Source organism: Pseudomonas monsensis (assembly GCF_014268495.2).
In the GTDB taxonomy this organism is placed as follows: domain Bacteria; phylum Pseudomonadota; class Gammaproteobacteria; order Pseudomonadales; family Pseudomonadaceae; genus Aquipseudomonas; species Aquipseudomonas monsensis.
The window spans coordinates 3,117,705-3,132,012 of the sequence record NZ_CP077087.1 but is presented as its reverse complement, the minus strand read 5'-3'; the positions used below and the strand labels follow the sequence as shown (position 1 = coordinate 3,132,012).

Annotated in this window: 19 protein-coding genes and 3 tRNA genes; 10 read left to right on the top strand and 12 right to left on the bottom strand. The window is 56.4% G+C overall.

The window, feature by feature from the left end; translation table 11 throughout:
- The first annotated feature begins 19 nt into the window (after nt 1–19).
- A complete protein-coding gene (locus tag HV782_RS13670) occupies nt 20–250 on the top strand; it encodes a hypothetical protein (RefSeq protein ID WP_225931075.1) in 231 nt (76 codons plus the stop codon).
- A 77-nt stretch (nt 251–327) separates the two neighbouring features.
- On the opposite strand, the gene HV782_RS13665 is transcribed toward HV782_RS13670, so the two are convergent.
- Both HV782_RS13665 and HV782_RS13660 read right to left on the bottom strand, forming a co-directional pair.
- Nucleotides 328–750, bottom strand: a complete 423-nt coding sequence (locus tag HV782_RS13665) for a hypothetical protein (RefSeq protein WP_186745747.1) — start codon at nt 748–750, stop codon at nt 328–330.
- Between the two features lie 7 nt (nt 751–757).
- Nucleotides 758–1,192 carry a hypothetical protein gene (locus HV782_RS13660; protein ID WP_186745749.1) on the bottom strand — a complete coding sequence of 145 codons (435 nt, stop codon included), beginning with the start codon at nt 1,190–1,192 and terminating at the stop codon, nt 758–760.
- 267 nt (nt 1,193–1,459) lie between these two features.
- On the opposite strand from HV782_RS13660, the gene HV782_RS13655 reads away from it, so the two are divergent.
- Nucleotides 1,460–1,822, top strand: a complete 363-nt coding sequence (locus HV782_RS13655; protein WP_186745751.1) for a hypothetical protein — start codon at nt 1,460–1,462, stop codon at nt 1,820–1,822.
- Here HV782_RS13655 and HV782_RS13650 read toward each other — a convergent pair.
- Nucleotides 1,819–2,136 (bottom strand): hypothetical protein, encoded by a 318-nt coding sequence (locus HV782_RS13650; RefSeq protein ID WP_186745753.1) that lies wholly within the window; start codon nt 2,134–2,136, stop codon nt 1,819–1,821. The genes HV782_RS13655 and HV782_RS13650 overlap by 4 nt on opposite strands.
- A gap of 84 nt (nt 2,137–2,220) precedes the next feature.
- Between HV782_RS13650 and HV782_RS13645 the strand changes: the two genes are divergently transcribed.
- Complete coding sequence (locus HV782_RS13645; RefSeq protein ID WP_186745755.1) at nt 2,221–3,921, top strand: DNA cytosine methyltransferase; 1,701 nt, start codon at nt 2,221–2,223, stop codon at nt 3,919–3,921.
- 194 nt (nt 3,922–4,115) lie between these two features.
- The gene (locus HV782_RS13640) at nt 4,116–4,700 is read left to right on the top strand and encodes a hypothetical protein (RefSeq protein WP_186745757.1); all 585 of its coding nucleotides are present in this window, start codon (nt 4,116–4,118) and stop codon (nt 4,698–4,700) included.
- Between the two features lie 42 nt (nt 4,701–4,742).
- On the opposite strand, the gene HV782_RS13635 is transcribed toward HV782_RS13640, so the two are convergent.
- Nucleotides 4,743–5,252, bottom strand: coding sequence for a hypothetical protein (locus HV782_RS13635; RefSeq protein WP_186745759.1), 510 nt, complete (start codon nt 5,250–5,252; stop codon nt 4,743–4,745).
- 131 nt (nt 5,253–5,383) lie between these two features.
- Here HV782_RS13635 and HV782_RS13630 point away from each other — a divergent pair, with 131 nt between their 5' ends.
- The 6 genes from HV782_RS13630 (at nt 5,384) to HV782_RS13605 (ending at nt 9,102) form a co-directional block, all read left to right on the top strand.
- Nucleotides 5,384–5,932 carry a hypothetical protein gene (locus HV782_RS13630; RefSeq protein ID WP_186745871.1) on the top strand — a complete coding sequence of 183 codons (549 nt, stop codon included), beginning with the start codon at nt 5,384–5,386 and terminating at the stop codon, nt 5,930–5,932.
- A 73-nt stretch (nt 5,933–6,005) separates the two neighbouring features.
- A complete protein-coding gene (locus HV782_RS13625; protein WP_186745761.1) occupies nt 6,006–6,230 on the top strand; it encodes a hypothetical protein in 225 nt (74 codons plus the stop codon).
- A gap of 49 nt (nt 6,231–6,279) precedes the next feature.
- Nucleotides 6,280–7,395 carry a DNA-methyltransferase gene (locus tag HV782_RS13620; RefSeq protein WP_186745763.1) on the top strand — a complete coding sequence of 372 codons (1,116 nt, stop codon included), beginning with the start codon at nt 6,280–6,282 and terminating at the stop codon, nt 7,393–7,395.
- Nucleotides 7,396–7,445: 50 nt separating this feature from the next.
- Nucleotides 7,446–7,826 (top strand): hypothetical protein, encoded by a 381-nt coding sequence (locus HV782_RS13615; protein WP_186745765.1) that lies wholly within the window; start codon nt 7,446–7,448, stop codon nt 7,824–7,826.
- Nucleotides 7,827–7,862: 36 nt separating this feature from the next.
- Nucleotides 7,863–8,069, top strand: coding sequence for a DUF4224 domain-containing protein (locus HV782_RS13610; RefSeq protein ID WP_225931074.1), 207 nt, complete (start codon nt 7,863–7,865; stop codon nt 8,067–8,069).
- Nucleotide 8,070: 1 nt separating this feature from the next.
- Entirely contained in the window at nt 8,071–9,102 is a 1,032-nt protein-coding gene (locus HV782_RS13605) for a site-specific integrase (RefSeq protein WP_186745770.1), read from the top strand.
- Nucleotides 9,103–9,184: 82 nt separating this feature from the next.
- On the opposite strand, the gene HV782_RS13600 is transcribed toward HV782_RS13605, so the two are convergent.
- From HV782_RS13600 to HV782_RS13565, 8 genes are all read right to left on the bottom strand, one after another.
- Nucleotides 9,185–9,271, bottom strand: a tRNA-Leu gene (locus HV782_RS13600).
- 195 nt (nt 9,272–9,466) lie between these two features.
- Nucleotides 9,467–9,540 (bottom strand) — tRNA-Cys (locus tag HV782_RS13595).
- Between the two features lie 45 nt (nt 9,541–9,585).
- A tRNA-Gly gene (locus HV782_RS13590) sits at nt 9,586–9,661 on the bottom strand.
- A 60-nt stretch (nt 9,662–9,721) separates the two neighbouring features.
- Nucleotides 9,722–10,282 carry a CDP-diacylglycerol--glycerol-3-phosphate 3-phosphatidyltransferase gene (gene pgsA / locus HV782_RS13585; protein ID WP_123468275.1) on the bottom strand — a complete coding sequence of 187 codons (561 nt, stop codon included), beginning with the start codon at nt 10,280–10,282 and terminating at the stop codon, nt 9,722–9,724.
- A 32-nt stretch (nt 10,283–10,314) separates the two neighbouring features.
- Complete coding sequence (uvrC, locus tag HV782_RS13580; protein ID WP_186745772.1) at nt 10,315–12,138, bottom strand: excinuclease ABC subunit UvrC; 1,824 nt, start codon at nt 12,136–12,138, stop codon at nt 10,315–10,317.
- Nucleotides 12,139–12,140: 2 nt separating this feature from the next.
- Nucleotides 12,141–12,782: a response regulator transcription factor GacA gene (gene gacA / locus HV782_RS13575; protein WP_024012761.1), complete on the bottom strand. Its 642-nt coding sequence runs from the start codon at nt 12,780–12,782 to the stop codon at nt 12,141–12,143.
- A gap of 127 nt (nt 12,783–12,909) precedes the next feature.
- Nucleotides 12,910–13,353, bottom strand: a complete 444-nt coding sequence (locus HV782_RS13570; RefSeq protein ID WP_128613942.1) for a GNAT family N-acetyltransferase — start codon at nt 13,351–13,353, stop codon at nt 12,910–12,912.
- Complete coding sequence (locus HV782_RS13565) at nt 13,350–14,111, bottom strand: carbon-nitrogen hydrolase family protein (RefSeq protein WP_186745775.1); 762 nt, start codon at nt 14,109–14,111, stop codon at nt 13,350–13,352. Before HV782_RS13565 ends, HV782_RS13570 begins: the two co-directional genes overlap by 4 nt.
- Between the last annotated feature and the right edge of the window lie 197 nt (nt 14,112–14,308).

Sequence of the window (14,308 nt, the reverse complement as noted above, 5' to 3'; positions counted from 1 at the left end):
GGAATTGAAGAGGTAGGCCATGGCCAAGGGCAACGCGGAACGTTCAGAGAAATCCGCGGCGAAGAGGAAGAGCCGCGGCGAAGTAGAGGTTCGGTTCCACACCCTGCCGGCTATTCGCCAAGCTCTTGCTGAGCTGATGGCTTGGAGCGCCATCAAGGAACAGGTCGAGGCGATCTCGCTAATAATTCACCACCTGCACGGCCTTGGATCGGGTGGTGCACTTCCCCTCCTCACTCTGCCTCGACACTAATACATAATAATCGAAAACGTGTCGCGGAAATTGAATTAGACCTATGCTCGCAACACCTATCGCATCTTATCCATTGACTAGTTATTCATTTTCCTTTTCGGCGTTGCTTTTCTCATCGCATCTGTTTCGCTTGGAAGACCATCCGTAGTAGATGTGAGATTACGTAACAATGCCAATTGGGTTTTTTTCATCGCGGCGTTAAACTCCTGCATAATCTCAGGGTCTGGATTGTCATTTTTGGAATACTCAGCAACTTCTGCAACCAAGTCCTTGTGCTGAGTTTTTAAACTTCTACGCTCCCACTTACGCTGTCCCCAAGAAAACAAAATCCCAAATAAATTATTAGCAGCCAAAGCCACTAACGTCATGGAGTACAGTAAAAGTTGCTTGGCATCACTTCCGTCTGGAATTTTTTGTATAAAGTACAGAAACGCCGCCCCTACGAAGCCTGCTGAGGCATCTGTTAGTGATAATACCTTATCATCCTTTTCCTTAGCCATATTTCACCTACACAACATCAGGAAACTTGGCACTCACAGAAATATAAGCGTTATCCAACGCCTTTACTGCGGTATGGGCGCAACGTGTAAAATCCGTCTCATTCAAAAACATTAAATCACATACAAAGTGGACGCTATCACCATCTTCTTCATCTGTTTCAAAGTGACATTTCACATACTTCAACTTTGAATTTACGTATTGAACGCATGCATATCTATGTTCAACATCCTTTACTTTTTCATCATCAATACTAGCCCCCAAACTAAAAGATAGATACTCCGGCGTATTTGTTTGAAATGAAATACTATATGCATAGCCAATTAACTTAAAAAATACAATTTCATCGTGCACAGCGATGATTTCGAATCCCGCCGCCTTTAATAGCTCTACATATTTAGCGGAGAGGCGATCATCTGACCCTTTAACGTTAGGTGTATCCATGAACCAATAGCTCCAAAGTAAAATCCAACGAAACCCAATCTCAGACACAGTGTCTGCAAAAAATGGTCTTGTACATCATGCTTTTGAAATTTATTTTGTCAAATGCGATATGAACAAAAGTCCCAAAATTCGACCGATACTTTTACTTATGATCCCATCTTCTCCTGCCCCATGACAATTTCGCATTTTGCGACCGACGTACAGAATGAAAGCGCCGACAAAAAACCTGGCTCGACTCTACGACCCACGGAATTGAAGAGGTAGGACATGGCCGAAGTACAGGAGCCGACGAAGGAAGCGATCAAGCAAAAGAAAAAGCGCGAGAAGGCAGCAGCAAAGGACGCTGCATTGGGCGTCGAGAAGTTTACGGTTGAGGTGGCCGGCGTGTTCAAGCCAGACCTCAAGCGGGTCATGGCCGCCCATGGCTTCAACAACCAGCAGGAGGTGTATCAGAACCTGCTTCGCAACCTGATCGCCGCCGACTTCGAAACTCAGGCCCAGATGCTCCGATGTGTCACGACACCTTTTGTGGTTACTGAAAAGGTGTCACGCATCATTCAGGCAGCCGGCATGAAGTCGCTCGCCGACGATCCGCCAGAGACTGACGACGAAATAGTCCGGAATGGTTAAAGCTTCAGATGAGCCAACTCATCATCAATGACTGCTTCAGCCTTTAGAATCGCTGCGGTTGCGTACCGGTAGTAAATCTGAAGATCGTCATAGTCGAGTCCAGCTTTCCCGTCTTGAATTTCCCGACAGCGAAGCAATGCGACCTCTATCAGCCCGTGCTCCAAAATATTGTTTGCTGCTTCTCCACCTTCGGTTTGGCTGATTCGGCGAGCAAGTTCACCCACTTGCTCAAGCTTACTCACTGCGGCCGCACGGCCCTGTGAATCTAGATCGGGGATTTTGTGCCACACCTGGTCGACGATTGATTTTTTCACAGCTATCTCCTTGATCCGGCTCCATGCCGGGCCGAACACAAATACCCCACTTCTACGAATCACGCCAGCCGGCGAGGATCCCCTATGGAAATCACTTACGGCTCGGTCTGCTCAGGCATCGAGGCGGCAACGCTTGCATGGAAGCCGCTCGGCATGCGCGCGAACTGGTTCGCCGAGATCGAAGCCTTCCCCAGCGCGGTGCTGGCCCACCACTACCCGAACACGCCGAACCTTGGCGACATGACAAAACTCGGCGCCCAGGTGCTGGCCGGCAAGATCGCCGCGCCGGACATCCTCGTCGGCGGCACGCCGTGCCAAGCCTTCAGCGTAGCCGGGATGCGCGAAGGCCTCACCGACCCGCGCGGCGCCCTCACCATCAAATACGTGGAGCTCGCAGATGCAGTTGACTATGTTCGAGCAGGCCAGCGAAAGCCGCCCTGCGTCATCGTCTGGGAAAACGTCCCCGGCGTCCTCAGCGACAAAGGCAACGCCTTCGGATGCTTTCTTGGCGCGCTTGCTGGGGAAGACTGCGAACTGCAGCCTTCAGGGAAGAAATGGCCGGACGCTGGTTGTGTGTATGGACCCAAAAGAACAATCGCGTGGCGGATCCTGGACGCCCAATATTTCGGCCTGGCCCAACGACGCCGCCGTGTGTTCGTTATCGCAAGTGCTCGAGACGGATTCGATCCCATCGAGGTACTTTTTGAGCGAGAAGGCGTGCGCCGGGATACTGCGCCGCGCCGAGGCGAGGCGCAAGACGTTACCGGATCAGCTCCTTTCGGCCCTGCGCTCCAGTGCGGATGCGGATGCACCTTCGACGAATCACTAGGGCAATACGGCTGCCCGAACTGCGAAGGCGATGAAGGGCCGGCGGTTGATGTGTTCTGCGGCGTGCCGGCGTTTGGCGGCCACAGCCTTGGCGGATCGGTCGAGCGGTCTGCCACGCTCACCGCCAAGGACAGTCGGCTCGACGTGGAAAGCGAGACTTTCTTTGTCGCGCCGACGCTTGTCGGTGGCGGACGAAAGTCCGGAGGCTACTCGCTCGACGATATGCCGATCACCGCGCCAGCACTTCGAGCCCAGGCGCAAAGCAGCCACCGCGCCGACTCCGAAGCTTTCATCGTGACCGGGACACTGAACGCCAACGGAAAGGCAGCCGGCAGCGCAACTCAGCAAGACGCAGAATCTGGGTTGTTGGTTGTGCATGGCACGCAAGACCCTGGCGTAAGTGATTCAATAGCCTTCGCCCTCGGTCGGAACAACGGACAGGAAAACGCCGTCCTCGCCTTTTCCTGCAAGGATCACGGCGCCGACGCTGGCGATATCGCTCCCACGCTGCGCGCCATGAATCACACCAGAAGCCACGCAAATGCTGGCGGCCAGGTCGCAGTGTGCATCACTGGTGATATCACGCACACGCTAAAGGCCGACGGCTTCGACGGCAGCGAAGACGGCACCGGACGCGGCCAGCCAATCGTTGCATGTCGAGAGGTAGCCCAGACGCTTACAAGCAATTACGGCAAGCAAGTCGACAACACTGACTCGGCCCTAGGCCCCAACGTCGTATCACATACCAGCGCCGTACGCCGCCTGACACCGCGAGAGTGCGAACGCCTCCAGGGCATGCTCGACGACTACACGCGGATCCCGTGGCGCGGGAAGCCAGCCAGAGAATGCCCGGACGGCCCGCGCTACAAGGCGATAGGGAACAGCAAGGCCGTGCCGTGCGTACGCTGGATCGGCCGACGCATCCTCAAGCAGATCACACCAAGCCCATACGGATGAGCACGTCGATCAGCCGAACAAGTTCGGCTAGTTGGCGCGCCAGCGCCACAGTTAGTTGAAGCCAGTGAAGAAAGCGTTTCATAGGGAGAAGCCCTCATTTTCGAGAGACACGTTGGGTCTCTACCAATACATGTGGCTTCAAACTTTCCCCCGCCCTCCACCGCCCGGGCATGCCCCGGCATAGGACGCCATCCATGCTGAACATCTTCTGGCGAATCCTCGCCAAGGTACTCGCGCGCCCGGCAATCGCCGACAGGCTCATCGCCCGCGCAGCGCTCACCCCGTACCAACACATCATGTCCGCCGACGGCACCGAGATGTACATGGGCCGCTGGTGGCTGTTCAACCCATACAGTCGGGAGACGCATAAGCCGGCGCTGTGGTGGTGCCCGTGGTCGCTCCGCATCCACCACATCATGCGGCCGGATGAAGACCGGGATCTGCACGATCACCCGTGGAATGCCAGGACAATCATCCTACGCGGCTGGTACACCGAGCAGCGACTGCTTCAGTCTGATGATCCGGTGCTTCACCAACTGCTGATGAAAGCCTCCGAGCTGCGCCAGTCATTCGATGCTGCCTTCCAGGCTACCGAACACCTCGACCGGCGCCCGGGCGACACTGCCCGCCTCAACCACGGCGAATACCACCGCATCGACCAAGTATCCCCCGGCGGCGTCATCACCCTCTTCATCACCGGCAAGTGGCGCGGTGACTGGGGATTTCTCGTAAACGGCGTGAAGGTGCCTTGGCGCACCTACACCGGCACCAACAATTGACCAGATGTTTATAGACTTTTATTCGCAGTCATTTGTTCGCGATCATGAGTAAACATCCAGTCCTGTTATATATGGCGCCAACCCGCCCCTATGTCGTTTCATAAATAATTTGTAGTGTTCTTTAAATGGGGCCAAACCTTCAACTGACCTCATCCACTCGCGGACTGATGAGGCGATATCCCTAACAAAAGTTGGTATATCAATTGTTAAAGCATCATTCATAACTGTGTTATGGAATAGCAATGGCCCGGGCCCCAAAAATAAAATTCTCGAATAGCCAAGATCCTTATGCATAGCCTTTCCCTGATGCAGGAGGCCGCAGCGATAGGCGTAGCATGTCTGACCGCTTAAGGATATGCCCTCATTTGGATAGCTCGGATATTTTGGGGCTACCCACTTATCAAACCATGTTTTGTATTTTGCGCCAGTGGCCTTGCCATCCTCTGACTCCATTGCTGCGCAGATATCAGGTAGCGCTAGCGATGTAAACAGCGCTATTGAGTAGTGCCCAGAATCCACAACATTAAGTAGCTCGCTTAGTAAGTCATCCATTTCAAAATCCTTGTGCAGTTCAGACAAGAAGCTTAGTTCATTTTCGCTGAGAAATAATCAACCCTCCCCCCTCAAAGTCAGCCGCTATAGCGGCAAGGACGAGTGTTGCCGTGAGCATCATCGACGACGTAATGACCGACAAGATCACCCTGCACGGCCTCGGGTTCGTGCAGGTTCAACTGCAAGGCAATCAACGCCTGCACGTTTGGCATCCAGAGCTGCCGCGCCGCGCTTGCTTCAAGCACTCGGCAATCCATGACCATCGCTTTAACTTCACCTCGCGGGTGATCGTGGGCAAGCAGATCAATCACTGCTTTGAGTTGGAGCGCTGTGGCGATGGCGGATTTGTGCTGTATCTGCATGAAGGTGCTCGCACACCGGGCGGCGGTAGGCCGTGGACTCCAGACGGTCGCGCTCACCTGATACCGGATGGCGTGTTCACCGTGGAAGCCGGCAACGACTACAACACCCAGGCATATCACTACCACCGCACCGAGCCAGGTGGTGATGGCCGAGTCGCCACGATCATGGCGAAGCGCGGCGAGTACCCGGCCGGCGCCCACTCGACCTGCACCTACGGCGTACAGCCGGACACGGACTTCGACCGGTACCAATGGTCACCGGCCCAGCTCTGGGAAATTGTCTCCGACGTGATGCTCGGCCAGAGGCTGACGCCATGATCACCAAGTGCGCACTCGGCAGCACCCTCTTCTTCTGGCTTCCATTGGTACTGACCATAAAGGCGGTGATCGGATGAGCGACCATTCAAAACTGAAACAACTGGCCGAGGCTTCTATACAGGCTTGGGACCGGCACTCCAAGGCAGATAGCCATAAGTTCTATGCGGCATGGTGTGCAGCTGAGGAGGCGTTTTCTATGGCCGCCACAGAGGAGGCGGTGCTGGCCCTGATCGCCGAGAACGAAGCATTGCGCAAGGACCGCGACGGCCTACTCGAAGCAGGAGCAGACCTACTATGATCTTCGCCCCGCTCTACATGGCCTACCTGATCTACAGGGGGCCGTGGCGATGACAGAACAACACCGCATTCTGGTCGGCGACTGCATCGACGTTATGCGGACGCTGCCGGATAAGTCAGTCCACACCTGCGTTACCAGCCCGCCCTACTTCGGCCTGCGCGATTACGGCGTAGACGGACAAATCGGCCTTGAGCAAACACCGGCCGAGTTCATCGCCCGCTTGGTCGACGTGTTCCGCGAAGTGCGTCGAGTACTCCGCGACGACGGTACGGCCTGGGTGAACATGGGCGACAGTTATGCCGGCAGCTGGGGCGCGCAAGGCAGGCCTCAAGGTGACGGCCAGATGTCTGGGCGCAGCGTCACCTCGGCCCGCCAAATCAACGAGCATCCGCGTTTCAAATCCGGTACCGGTGTGCGCGGCCGCGAGATGGGTATGAAGTCGAAGGATTTGATGGGTATGCCTTGGCGCTTGGCATTCGCCCTGCAGGATGACGGCTGGTACCTGCGACAGGACATCATCTGGAACAAGCCAAACCCGATGCCGGAAAGCGTCCGAGACCGCTGCACCAAATCGCACGAATATGTGTTCTTGCTCAGCAAGTCGAAGAAGTACTACTTCGACCAAGCAGCGATCCTTGAGCCGTGTTCGCCAAATACTCACGCTAGGCTGTCGCAGGATGTACAGGCGCAGATCGGCAGCGACCGGGCAAATGGCGGCGCCAAGAGCAACGGCAACATGAAGGCGACAGCGCGGAAGACCAACGGCGTTGGCTGGGGTCATGGAAGCGATGCTGATGAGCGCCAGCGTGGCAGGGTCAAGGATAACGATTCGATGAATTCGGCACTCGCAATCATGCCGACGGAGCGAAACAAGCGGAGCGTTTGGACTGTGGCCACACACAGCTTCAAGGGCGTCCACTTCGCCACCTTCCCGCCCGACCTCATACGCCCCTGTGTTCTCGCCGGTGCGCCGCGCGGCGGCGTAGTTCTCGACCCATTCGGCGGCGCCGGTACCACTTCGCTGGTGTCGATGCAGGAAGGTCGCCGTTCGATCATCTGCGAGCTGAATCCCGAGTACGCCGCAATGGCCCGGCGCCGGATTGACGCGGCCTGGCTCGACGGTGCCGCGCAGATGGACGTTTTCCGCGACGCCGCAACAGCCTAACCCCTCTCCCAACTCAACAGCCTGCCGGCGTTGGCAGGCAAGGATTTCGTATGCCTTCAGCAAACTGCGATACCGCGACCCAACAAATCAGCACACCCGACTTTGTCGCCACTCTGTCGCTCGATCAACTCCGCGCTGCCCGCAAAATCATCGAAGAGAAGATCAAGGCGGCCGAGGCCCAGCCGAAGCGCATCGTTTGGCAGGTATGTCGCGGCGGCGTGATCGACAGGTACTTTCGCGAAGATCAATTCGAAGCAGCCGCCGACCACTTGCTCAGCATCTTCAAGGAACGGTTCGAGGAGGTCGCGACGGACTTTATCGCCAATCCTTGCGGAGCTCGCCAGCTTCAGCAGGAAATCCCCCACATAGCCGCCGAACTGGTTCCTCAGTTCGAATATGAAACCCAGTGGTTCCCCGCCAAGACCGAATAACCACCTTCTGCCGCCACGCGCGGCATGGAGCATCACATGACCATCCAGTTTCTATCTCACGAGGAGGTTTGCGAGCTCACCGGCGCGCGGACCAAGGCAGGACAGATCCTCAACCTTAAAAAGAATGGCGTTCGCCATACGATTAAAATGAACGGCTGGCCAAGTGTCACCGCGATGGCCGTCACCGCCGTCGGCACGTTTGAATCTGAAAAGCCAGTATGGAAATCACGTAAGGCTAGCTGACATGGGAAGACGACCAAGCAAACCAGGCTCAATAGCCAGGCTGCGGGAGCGCAAGAAAGCCAGCGGCCGGGTGTTTTATTACTACGACACCGGCGGCAAGGACCGCAAAGAAATTCCGCTGGGCAGCGACTACGGCTTGGCGATCATGGAGTACGCGAAGCTTGAGCGTGATCGCACCGCAACCGACCTGGTCGCCAAGGTCATCACGTTCCGTTACGTCGCCGAAAAATACATGGTCGACATCGTCCCAACCAAAGGCACAGCCACCCAGGCTGACAACAAGCGCGAGCTTAAAAACCTGATCGCTTTCTTTGACGATCCACCCGCACCGCTGGAAACGATCGAGCCATTGCACGTTCGCCAGTACCTCACTTGGCGCAAGGCCGCGCCGGTGCGGGCAAATCGCGAGAAGGCTCTGCTCAGCGCAATCTGGAATTACGCCCGGGATAAGGGCTACACATCGCTGGCCAACCCATGCGCGGGCATCAAGGGCAACAAGGAAACCGGCCGGGACACATATGTCGAAGATGCGCTGTTCAAGCGCGTGCACGACAAGGCGGACGCGGGCCTGCAAGACGCAATGGACCTCGCCTATTTGACCGGTCAGCGAGTGACCGATACCCGGTTGATGGACGAACGCGACGTGCGCGACGGGCAGATTTGGGTGCTGCAGGGAAAGACTAAGGCAAAGCGTCGGATCGAGATAACAGGCGAGCTGAAGGTTTTGATTGATCGAATCATGTCCCGAAAGTCAGAACACAAGGTCCGCTCGACGCGGCTGATCGTTACAGAGGACGGCACACCAATGACGGTGGCGATGTTACGCAGGAGGTTTGACTTGGCCAGGGAGGCGGCTGGGGTGGAGAAATCTGAATTTCAGATGAGGGATTTACGCGCCAAGGCAGGTACGGACAAAGCCGAATCCAGCGGTGACATCATGCAGGCCAGAGATCAACTTGGGCATACGACCGTTGTGATGACAGAGCAATACATACGCAATCGCATGGGCAAGAAAGTTACTCCCACCAAGTGAATTGCGGACCAAGTTCAAAATTGCGGACCAGAAACAAACAAGGGCTTGCATCAGCTTTCGCCCGCAAACCCTTGATTAGAGATGGTGCCCGAAGCCGGAATCGAACCGGCACGCCCTTACGAGCGGGGGATTTTAAGTCCCATGCGTCTACCAGTTTCGCCATTCGGGCGGTAGCGCGGTGTTGCTCTCTCCTACTTCGCAGTGGCAATCCTGACAGAGTGCACATGCAAGCAGCAGAGCGGGAAATATATACATCACTTCCCGGTGAAGCAAGTTCGCAATGGCCGTTTTCAAGACTAAATCTTGCTGCGCACTGCAAATAAAAAAGCTCCGTAAATCATGGATCTACGGAGCTTGCTTATAGTGGAGGCCGAGGTCGGAATCGAACCGGCGTAGGTGGATTTGCAATCCACTGCATAACCATTTTGCTACTCGGCCTCAAAGCATTTGCTGTCAGTAGCACAACAACAAACACGTACAAATTGGAGCGGGAAACGAGACTCGAACTCGCGACCCCGACCTTGGCAAGGTCGTGCTCTACCAACTGAGCTATTCCCGCTTGGTGATGCGCATTCTATAGAATTAAGAAGCTCCGTCAACCCCTTGATTCAAAAAACTTTTATTTCTTTTCGACGTCGGTCTTCAGATGCGGCCAGGCGGCGCGAAGGTATTGAACCATCGACCACAACGTCAGGCCCGCCGATACCATCAGCAAGGCGTAACCCAGAACAACCCAGAAGCTGAAGTCCTTAGGGTTGGCCAGCAGGATGACCAGCGCAAGCATCTGCGCTGCGGTTTTCCATTTACCGAGATTGGAGACTGCAACATGGGCGCGAGCGCCGAGTTCCGCCATCCATTCGCGCAATGCCGAAACGACGATTTCGCGACCGATGATGACGGCAGCCGGCAGTGTAAGCCAGAAGTTACCGTGTTCTTGCACTAACAACACCAGCGCCACGGCAACCATGAGCTTGTCGGCCACCGGATCCAGGAACGCGCCAAACGGCGTGCTTTGTTCCAGTCGACGAGCCAGGTAACCATCCAGCCAATCCGTTGCAGCGGCAAAGGCGAACACCGAAGCGGAGGCCATATAGCTCCACTGGTAAGGCAAATAGAACAGCAATATGAAGATCGGGATGAGCAGGACGCGTAGAACGGTAATCAGATTAGGGATATTCATCGGCACAACTGGCTACGAGGTGAGGGGGCATTCTACTCGCTATGCAGGTTTGCATAAATCGACTCTGCGAGCTTTTTACTGATCCCCGGGGCTTTGGCGATCTCTTCGATGCTTGCACGAGACAGCTCCTGCAATCCACCAAAATGTTTCAACAAGTCGCGACGACGGGTTGGCCCGACGCCCGCAACGCCTTCCAGCGTTGACGTTCGGCGGGTTTTGCCACGACGTGCACGGTGGCCGGTAATCGCGAAACGGTGGGCTTCGTCGCGAATCTGCTGGATCAGGTGCAGCGCTGGCGAGTCACCACGCAACGTGAACTCGTGCGCTGCATCATTCAGATACAACGTTTCGAAACCAGCCTTGCGCGTGGCGCCCTTGGCGACCCCGAGAAGGATGAGATCCGGCACTGCCAGTTCGTTGAGCACATCGCGGGCCATCGACAGCTGCCCCTTGCCACCGTCCACCAACAGGATGTCCGGCAACTTACCCTCGCCTTCCTTCAGCTTGCTGAACCGGCGCGTCAGTGCCTGGTGCATGGCGGCATAGTCGTCCCCCGCCGTGACACCTTCGATGTTGTAGCGGCGGTAATCCGACTTGATCGCGCCTTCCGGGCCGAAGACCACGCAAGAAGCGACCGTCGCCTCACCGCTGGAATGGCTGATGTCATAGCATTCCAGCCGCTGCGGCGGCTCATCCAGATTCAACACTTCAGCCAGGGCTTCGAAGCGCGCGGCAGTGTGCTGACGATTGGCCAGTCGCGCACCCAGCGCCTGCTCGGCATTGGTGACGGCCAGTTGCTGCCAACGCGCTCGCGTACCGCGAACCCGATGACTGATGGCCAACTCCCGGCCACGCAACTCATGAATGGCTTCGATCAATGTCGGAAAGTCTTCGTGCACGACGTTGACGATCAGTTCGCTGGGCAAGTCGCGTTCGGGACTGCTGATGAAATACTGCCCCAGGAACGCCGCCATGACTTCGGAAACGTCTTCTTCGATCCCGACCTGAGGGAAGAAATTCTTGCTGCCCAATACACGCCCGCCACGAACACTGATCAGGTGCACACAGGCGCCACCCGGGTTGACGAATGCGGCGATGACGTCGATATCCCCGGTGCCCCCCTCCATGCTTTGTTGATCCTGAACCCGACGCAACAGCGCGATCTGATCACGCAACTCGGCGGCGCGCTCGAACTCGAGATTGATCGCCGCCTCTTCCATCGCCGTGGACAGTTCATTGGTCAAGGCATGACTGCGCCCCTCAAGGAACATCACCGAGTGACGCACATCTTCGGCGTAGATCTCAGGCTCGACCAGTCCGACGCAAGGCGCCTTGCACCGTTTGATCTGATACTGCAGGCACGGCCGGGTACGGTTCTTGTAGTAGCTGTCTTCGCATTGACGGACGAAAAAAGTCTTTTGCAACAAGCTGAGACTTTCACGGATGGCACCGGCACTCGGATACGGACCGAAATACTTGCCCTTGGCCTTTTTCGCGCCTCGGTGGATGCTCAGCCGCGGGAACTGTCCATCGGACAAAAACACATAGGGGTAAGACTTATCGTCGCGCAGCAGGATGTTGTAAGGCGGCCGCCATTCCTTGATCAGCGTCTGCTCAAGCAGCAACGCCTCGGTTTCGTTGGCCGTGATGGTCGTTTCGACTTGAGCGATGCGCCCGACCAGCGCCGCAGTTTTCGGTGCCAGGCCGGTCTTGCGAAAGTAGCTGGCCAGGCGCTTCTTGAGGTTTTTCGCCTTGCCGACATAGAGCAGGCGCGCGTCGCTGTCGAACATGCGATACACGCCCGGACGCCCACTGACCGTCGACAGAAAGGCGCCGGAATCGAAAGCTTCAGTCATAGTCAGGCGCTGGCATCGACCATGCCATGACGCACCGCCAACAATGTCAGTTCGACGTCGCTGCTGATCGAGAGCTTCTCGAAGATGCGGTAGCGGTAAGTGTTCACGGTTTTCGGCGACAAACACAATTTGTCGGAAATGATCTGCACCTTCTGACAGCCAACGATCATCAACGCGATCTGGATTTCGCGTTCGGACAGGGCGTCAAACGGCGAATCATTGGTGGGCTGGAAGGATTTGATCGCCAACTGTTGAGCGATCTGCGGGCTGATATAGCGCTGACCGGCAAAGACCAGACGAATCGCCTGGACCATTTCCGGCAATCCGGCGCCCTTGGTGAGATAACCGGCAGCACCTGCCTGCAGCAGCCGCGTCGGAAAAGGATCCTCTTCACACACGGTGACGGCCACCACTTTGATGTCGGGGTGACTGCGCAAGAGTTTGCGCGTGGCTTCCAGGCCACCGATGCCAGGCATCTTGACGTCCATCAGGACCACGTCAGGTTTCAACTCACGGGCCTTGATCAGGGATTCTTCACCTGATTCGGCCTGACCCACCACCTGCAAGCCATCGATATCGGCCAGCATGCGTGTAATGCCTGTACGAACGAGATCATGGTCGTCGACCACTAGCACCCTAATCAAGCAGACACCTCGCGATATGGTCTTATTGGGATGCGGGACACCTTAGCAAAAAGTGCCGGGCAGACCTAGCGGAAAGCCGTATTTAAAAAGTTTCATTTCATCTTTCAGGGCTTGCCAGCCAAGGGTTTCAGCGCACAGGTGTACTGATATCAAGCTGCATCCGCAAGAAACACTCGTCTTCACCCTGGACCCGTAGTCCTTTTCTTTCATACAAATATTTTGCCGGGTTGTTTTCGAACACCGTGAGGCGCATCGCCGGTCGCCTTTCCTTACGGGCCATCCCGATAACCTGATCAATCGCCCAGGATCCCGCGCCCTGCCCCTGAAACGTTTCTGCAATTTGCAGTTCACGGATATACAGCGCTCGCGCATCACGACTCAGGCTGAAAAATCCCACCACCACATCAGCGCGCACGATCAGCCAGCTTTCGCGTCCCGACCAGGCCACATCGAACGCTTCGTCCAGCCACAACAAATCATGTTGAATGTAGTACCGCAGCATATTCTGACAGGTGAGATTGCGCGAAAACGCCAGATCATCAGGCGTGGCAATCCGTAACCGGTAGGTCATTGTGCCTCCGTCACGGCAATGACTTGCCCCTGCCATGTCTCGCGCTCTTGCCGGGCAACGACCAACACGTCACCAACACCCGGCGCAGCGACGATCAGCGAACCGTCGGCGGACCAGATCGCGCTACGCCCGGCTGACACCCATCCGCCAGTAGAACCACCGTGGTTAGCCATTAACACGACCATCGAATGTTGACGAGCGTATCCCTGCAGCAGAGCGGCATCGGGGGCATAGCCTTTTTCGCTGATCAACACGCCAGCCGCGTAAATATTGGCTCCCTGCTCAGCGGCGGCAGCGGCATGACTGGCGTAGCTGAAGTCGGCGCAGACCGCCAGTCCTACGGTCTTACCGGCAATATCCAGGGTCGGCCCGCCTTGCCCCTCGGCATAGATCACCTCCTCTCCTGAATGCAAATGCTGTTTGGTGTACACACCCAGCGAACCGTCAGCCCCCAGTATCAAAGCACCTATCAACACGACGGGCTTCTCCGGCAATCGAACCGGCATGCCCACGACCGTCGTGACATTCAGCTCACGAGCCAGATCGCGCAAGGGTTGCAATACCGGGTCTTGCGGATGGATGGCCAACGATGCGGCCACCGCACCTTCGTACCCGGTCAGGGACAGTTCCGGAAACACCAGCAACTCGACACCCTGTGCCGCCGCGACCGTCATGAAGCGCTTGTGACGGGCAATATTGGCGGCAAGATCGCCAGCAATCGAGATGGCCTGGGCAGCGGCGATAATCAGCGTCGACATGAATCTTCCTTGCTGGTTCAGATGAGTCATGGAGTGTGTCACAACTTTTGAGGCGCTCGATCAATAGGCATTGAACGGCCTACGCAATAGCATTTTCTGATTGCTCCGGCCCATTGGCCTCTAGTAAGCTCGGCGCAACCATCGGAGACACCCCATGTTCAACGCCCTCTCTCAGCTACGTACCGCCAGCGCCTTGC

Excerpts from the sequence above, each read along its gene's own strand:
- HV782_RS13670 (WP_225931075.1), top strand. The coding sequence starts at position 20 with ATGGCCAAGGGCAACGCGGAACGTTCAGAGAAATCCGCGGCGAAGAGG.
- HV782_RS13665 (WP_186745747.1), bottom strand. The coding sequence starts at position 750 with ATGGCTAAGGAAAAGGATGATAAGGTATTATCACTAACAGATGCCTCA.
- HV782_RS13660 (WP_186745749.1), bottom strand. The coding sequence starts at position 1,192 with ATGGATACACCTAACGTTAAAGGGTCAGATGATCGCCTCTCCGCTAAA.
- HV782_RS13655 (WP_186745751.1), top strand. The coding sequence starts at position 1,460 with ATGGCCGAAGTACAGGAGCCGACGAAGGAAGCGATCAAGCAAAAGAAA.
- HV782_RS13645 (WP_186745755.1), top strand. The coding sequence starts at position 2,221 with ATGGAAATCACTTACGGCTCGGTCTGCTCAGGCATCGAGGCGGCAACG.
- HV782_RS13640 (WP_186745757.1), top strand. The coding sequence starts at position 4,116 with ATGCTGAACATCTTCTGGCGAATCCTCGCCAAGGTACTCGCGCGCCCG.
- HV782_RS13635 (WP_186745759.1), bottom strand. The coding sequence starts at position 5,252 with ATGGATGACTTACTAAGCGAGCTACTTAATGTTGTGGATTCTGGGCAC.
- HV782_RS13630 (WP_186745871.1), top strand. The coding sequence starts at position 5,384 with ATGACCGACAAGATCACCCTGCACGGCCTCGGGTTCGTGCAGGTTCAA.
- HV782_RS13625 (WP_186745761.1), top strand. The coding sequence starts at position 6,006 with ATGAGCGACCATTCAAAACTGAAACAACTGGCCGAGGCTTCTATACAG.
- HV782_RS13620 (WP_186745763.1), top strand. The coding sequence starts at position 6,280 with ATGACAGAACAACACCGCATTCTGGTCGGCGACTGCATCGACGTTATG.
- HV782_RS13615 (WP_186745765.1), top strand. The coding sequence starts at position 7,446 with ATGCCTTCAGCAAACTGCGATACCGCGACCCAACAAATCAGCACACCC.
- HV782_RS13610 (WP_225931074.1), top strand. The coding sequence starts at position 7,863 with ATGACCATCCAGTTTCTATCTCACGAGGAGGTTTGCGAGCTCACCGGC.
- HV782_RS13605 (WP_186745770.1), top strand. The coding sequence starts at position 8,071 with ATGGGAAGACGACCAAGCAAACCAGGCTCAATAGCCAGGCTGCGGGAG.
- pgsA (WP_123468275.1), bottom strand. The coding sequence starts at position 10,282 with ATGAATATCCCTAATCTGATTACCGTTCTACGCGTCCTGCTCATCCCG.
- uvrC (WP_186745772.1), bottom strand. The coding sequence starts at position 12,138 with ATGACTGAAGCTTTCGATTCCGGCGCCTTTCTGTCGACGGTCAGTGGG.
- HV782_RS13570 (WP_128613942.1), bottom strand. The coding sequence starts at position 13,353 with ATGACCTACCGGTTACGGATTGCCACGCCTGATGATCTGGCGTTTTCG.
- HV782_RS13565 (WP_186745775.1), bottom strand. The coding sequence starts at position 14,111 with ATGTCGACGCTGATTATCGCCGCTGCCCAGGCCATCTCGATTGCTGGC.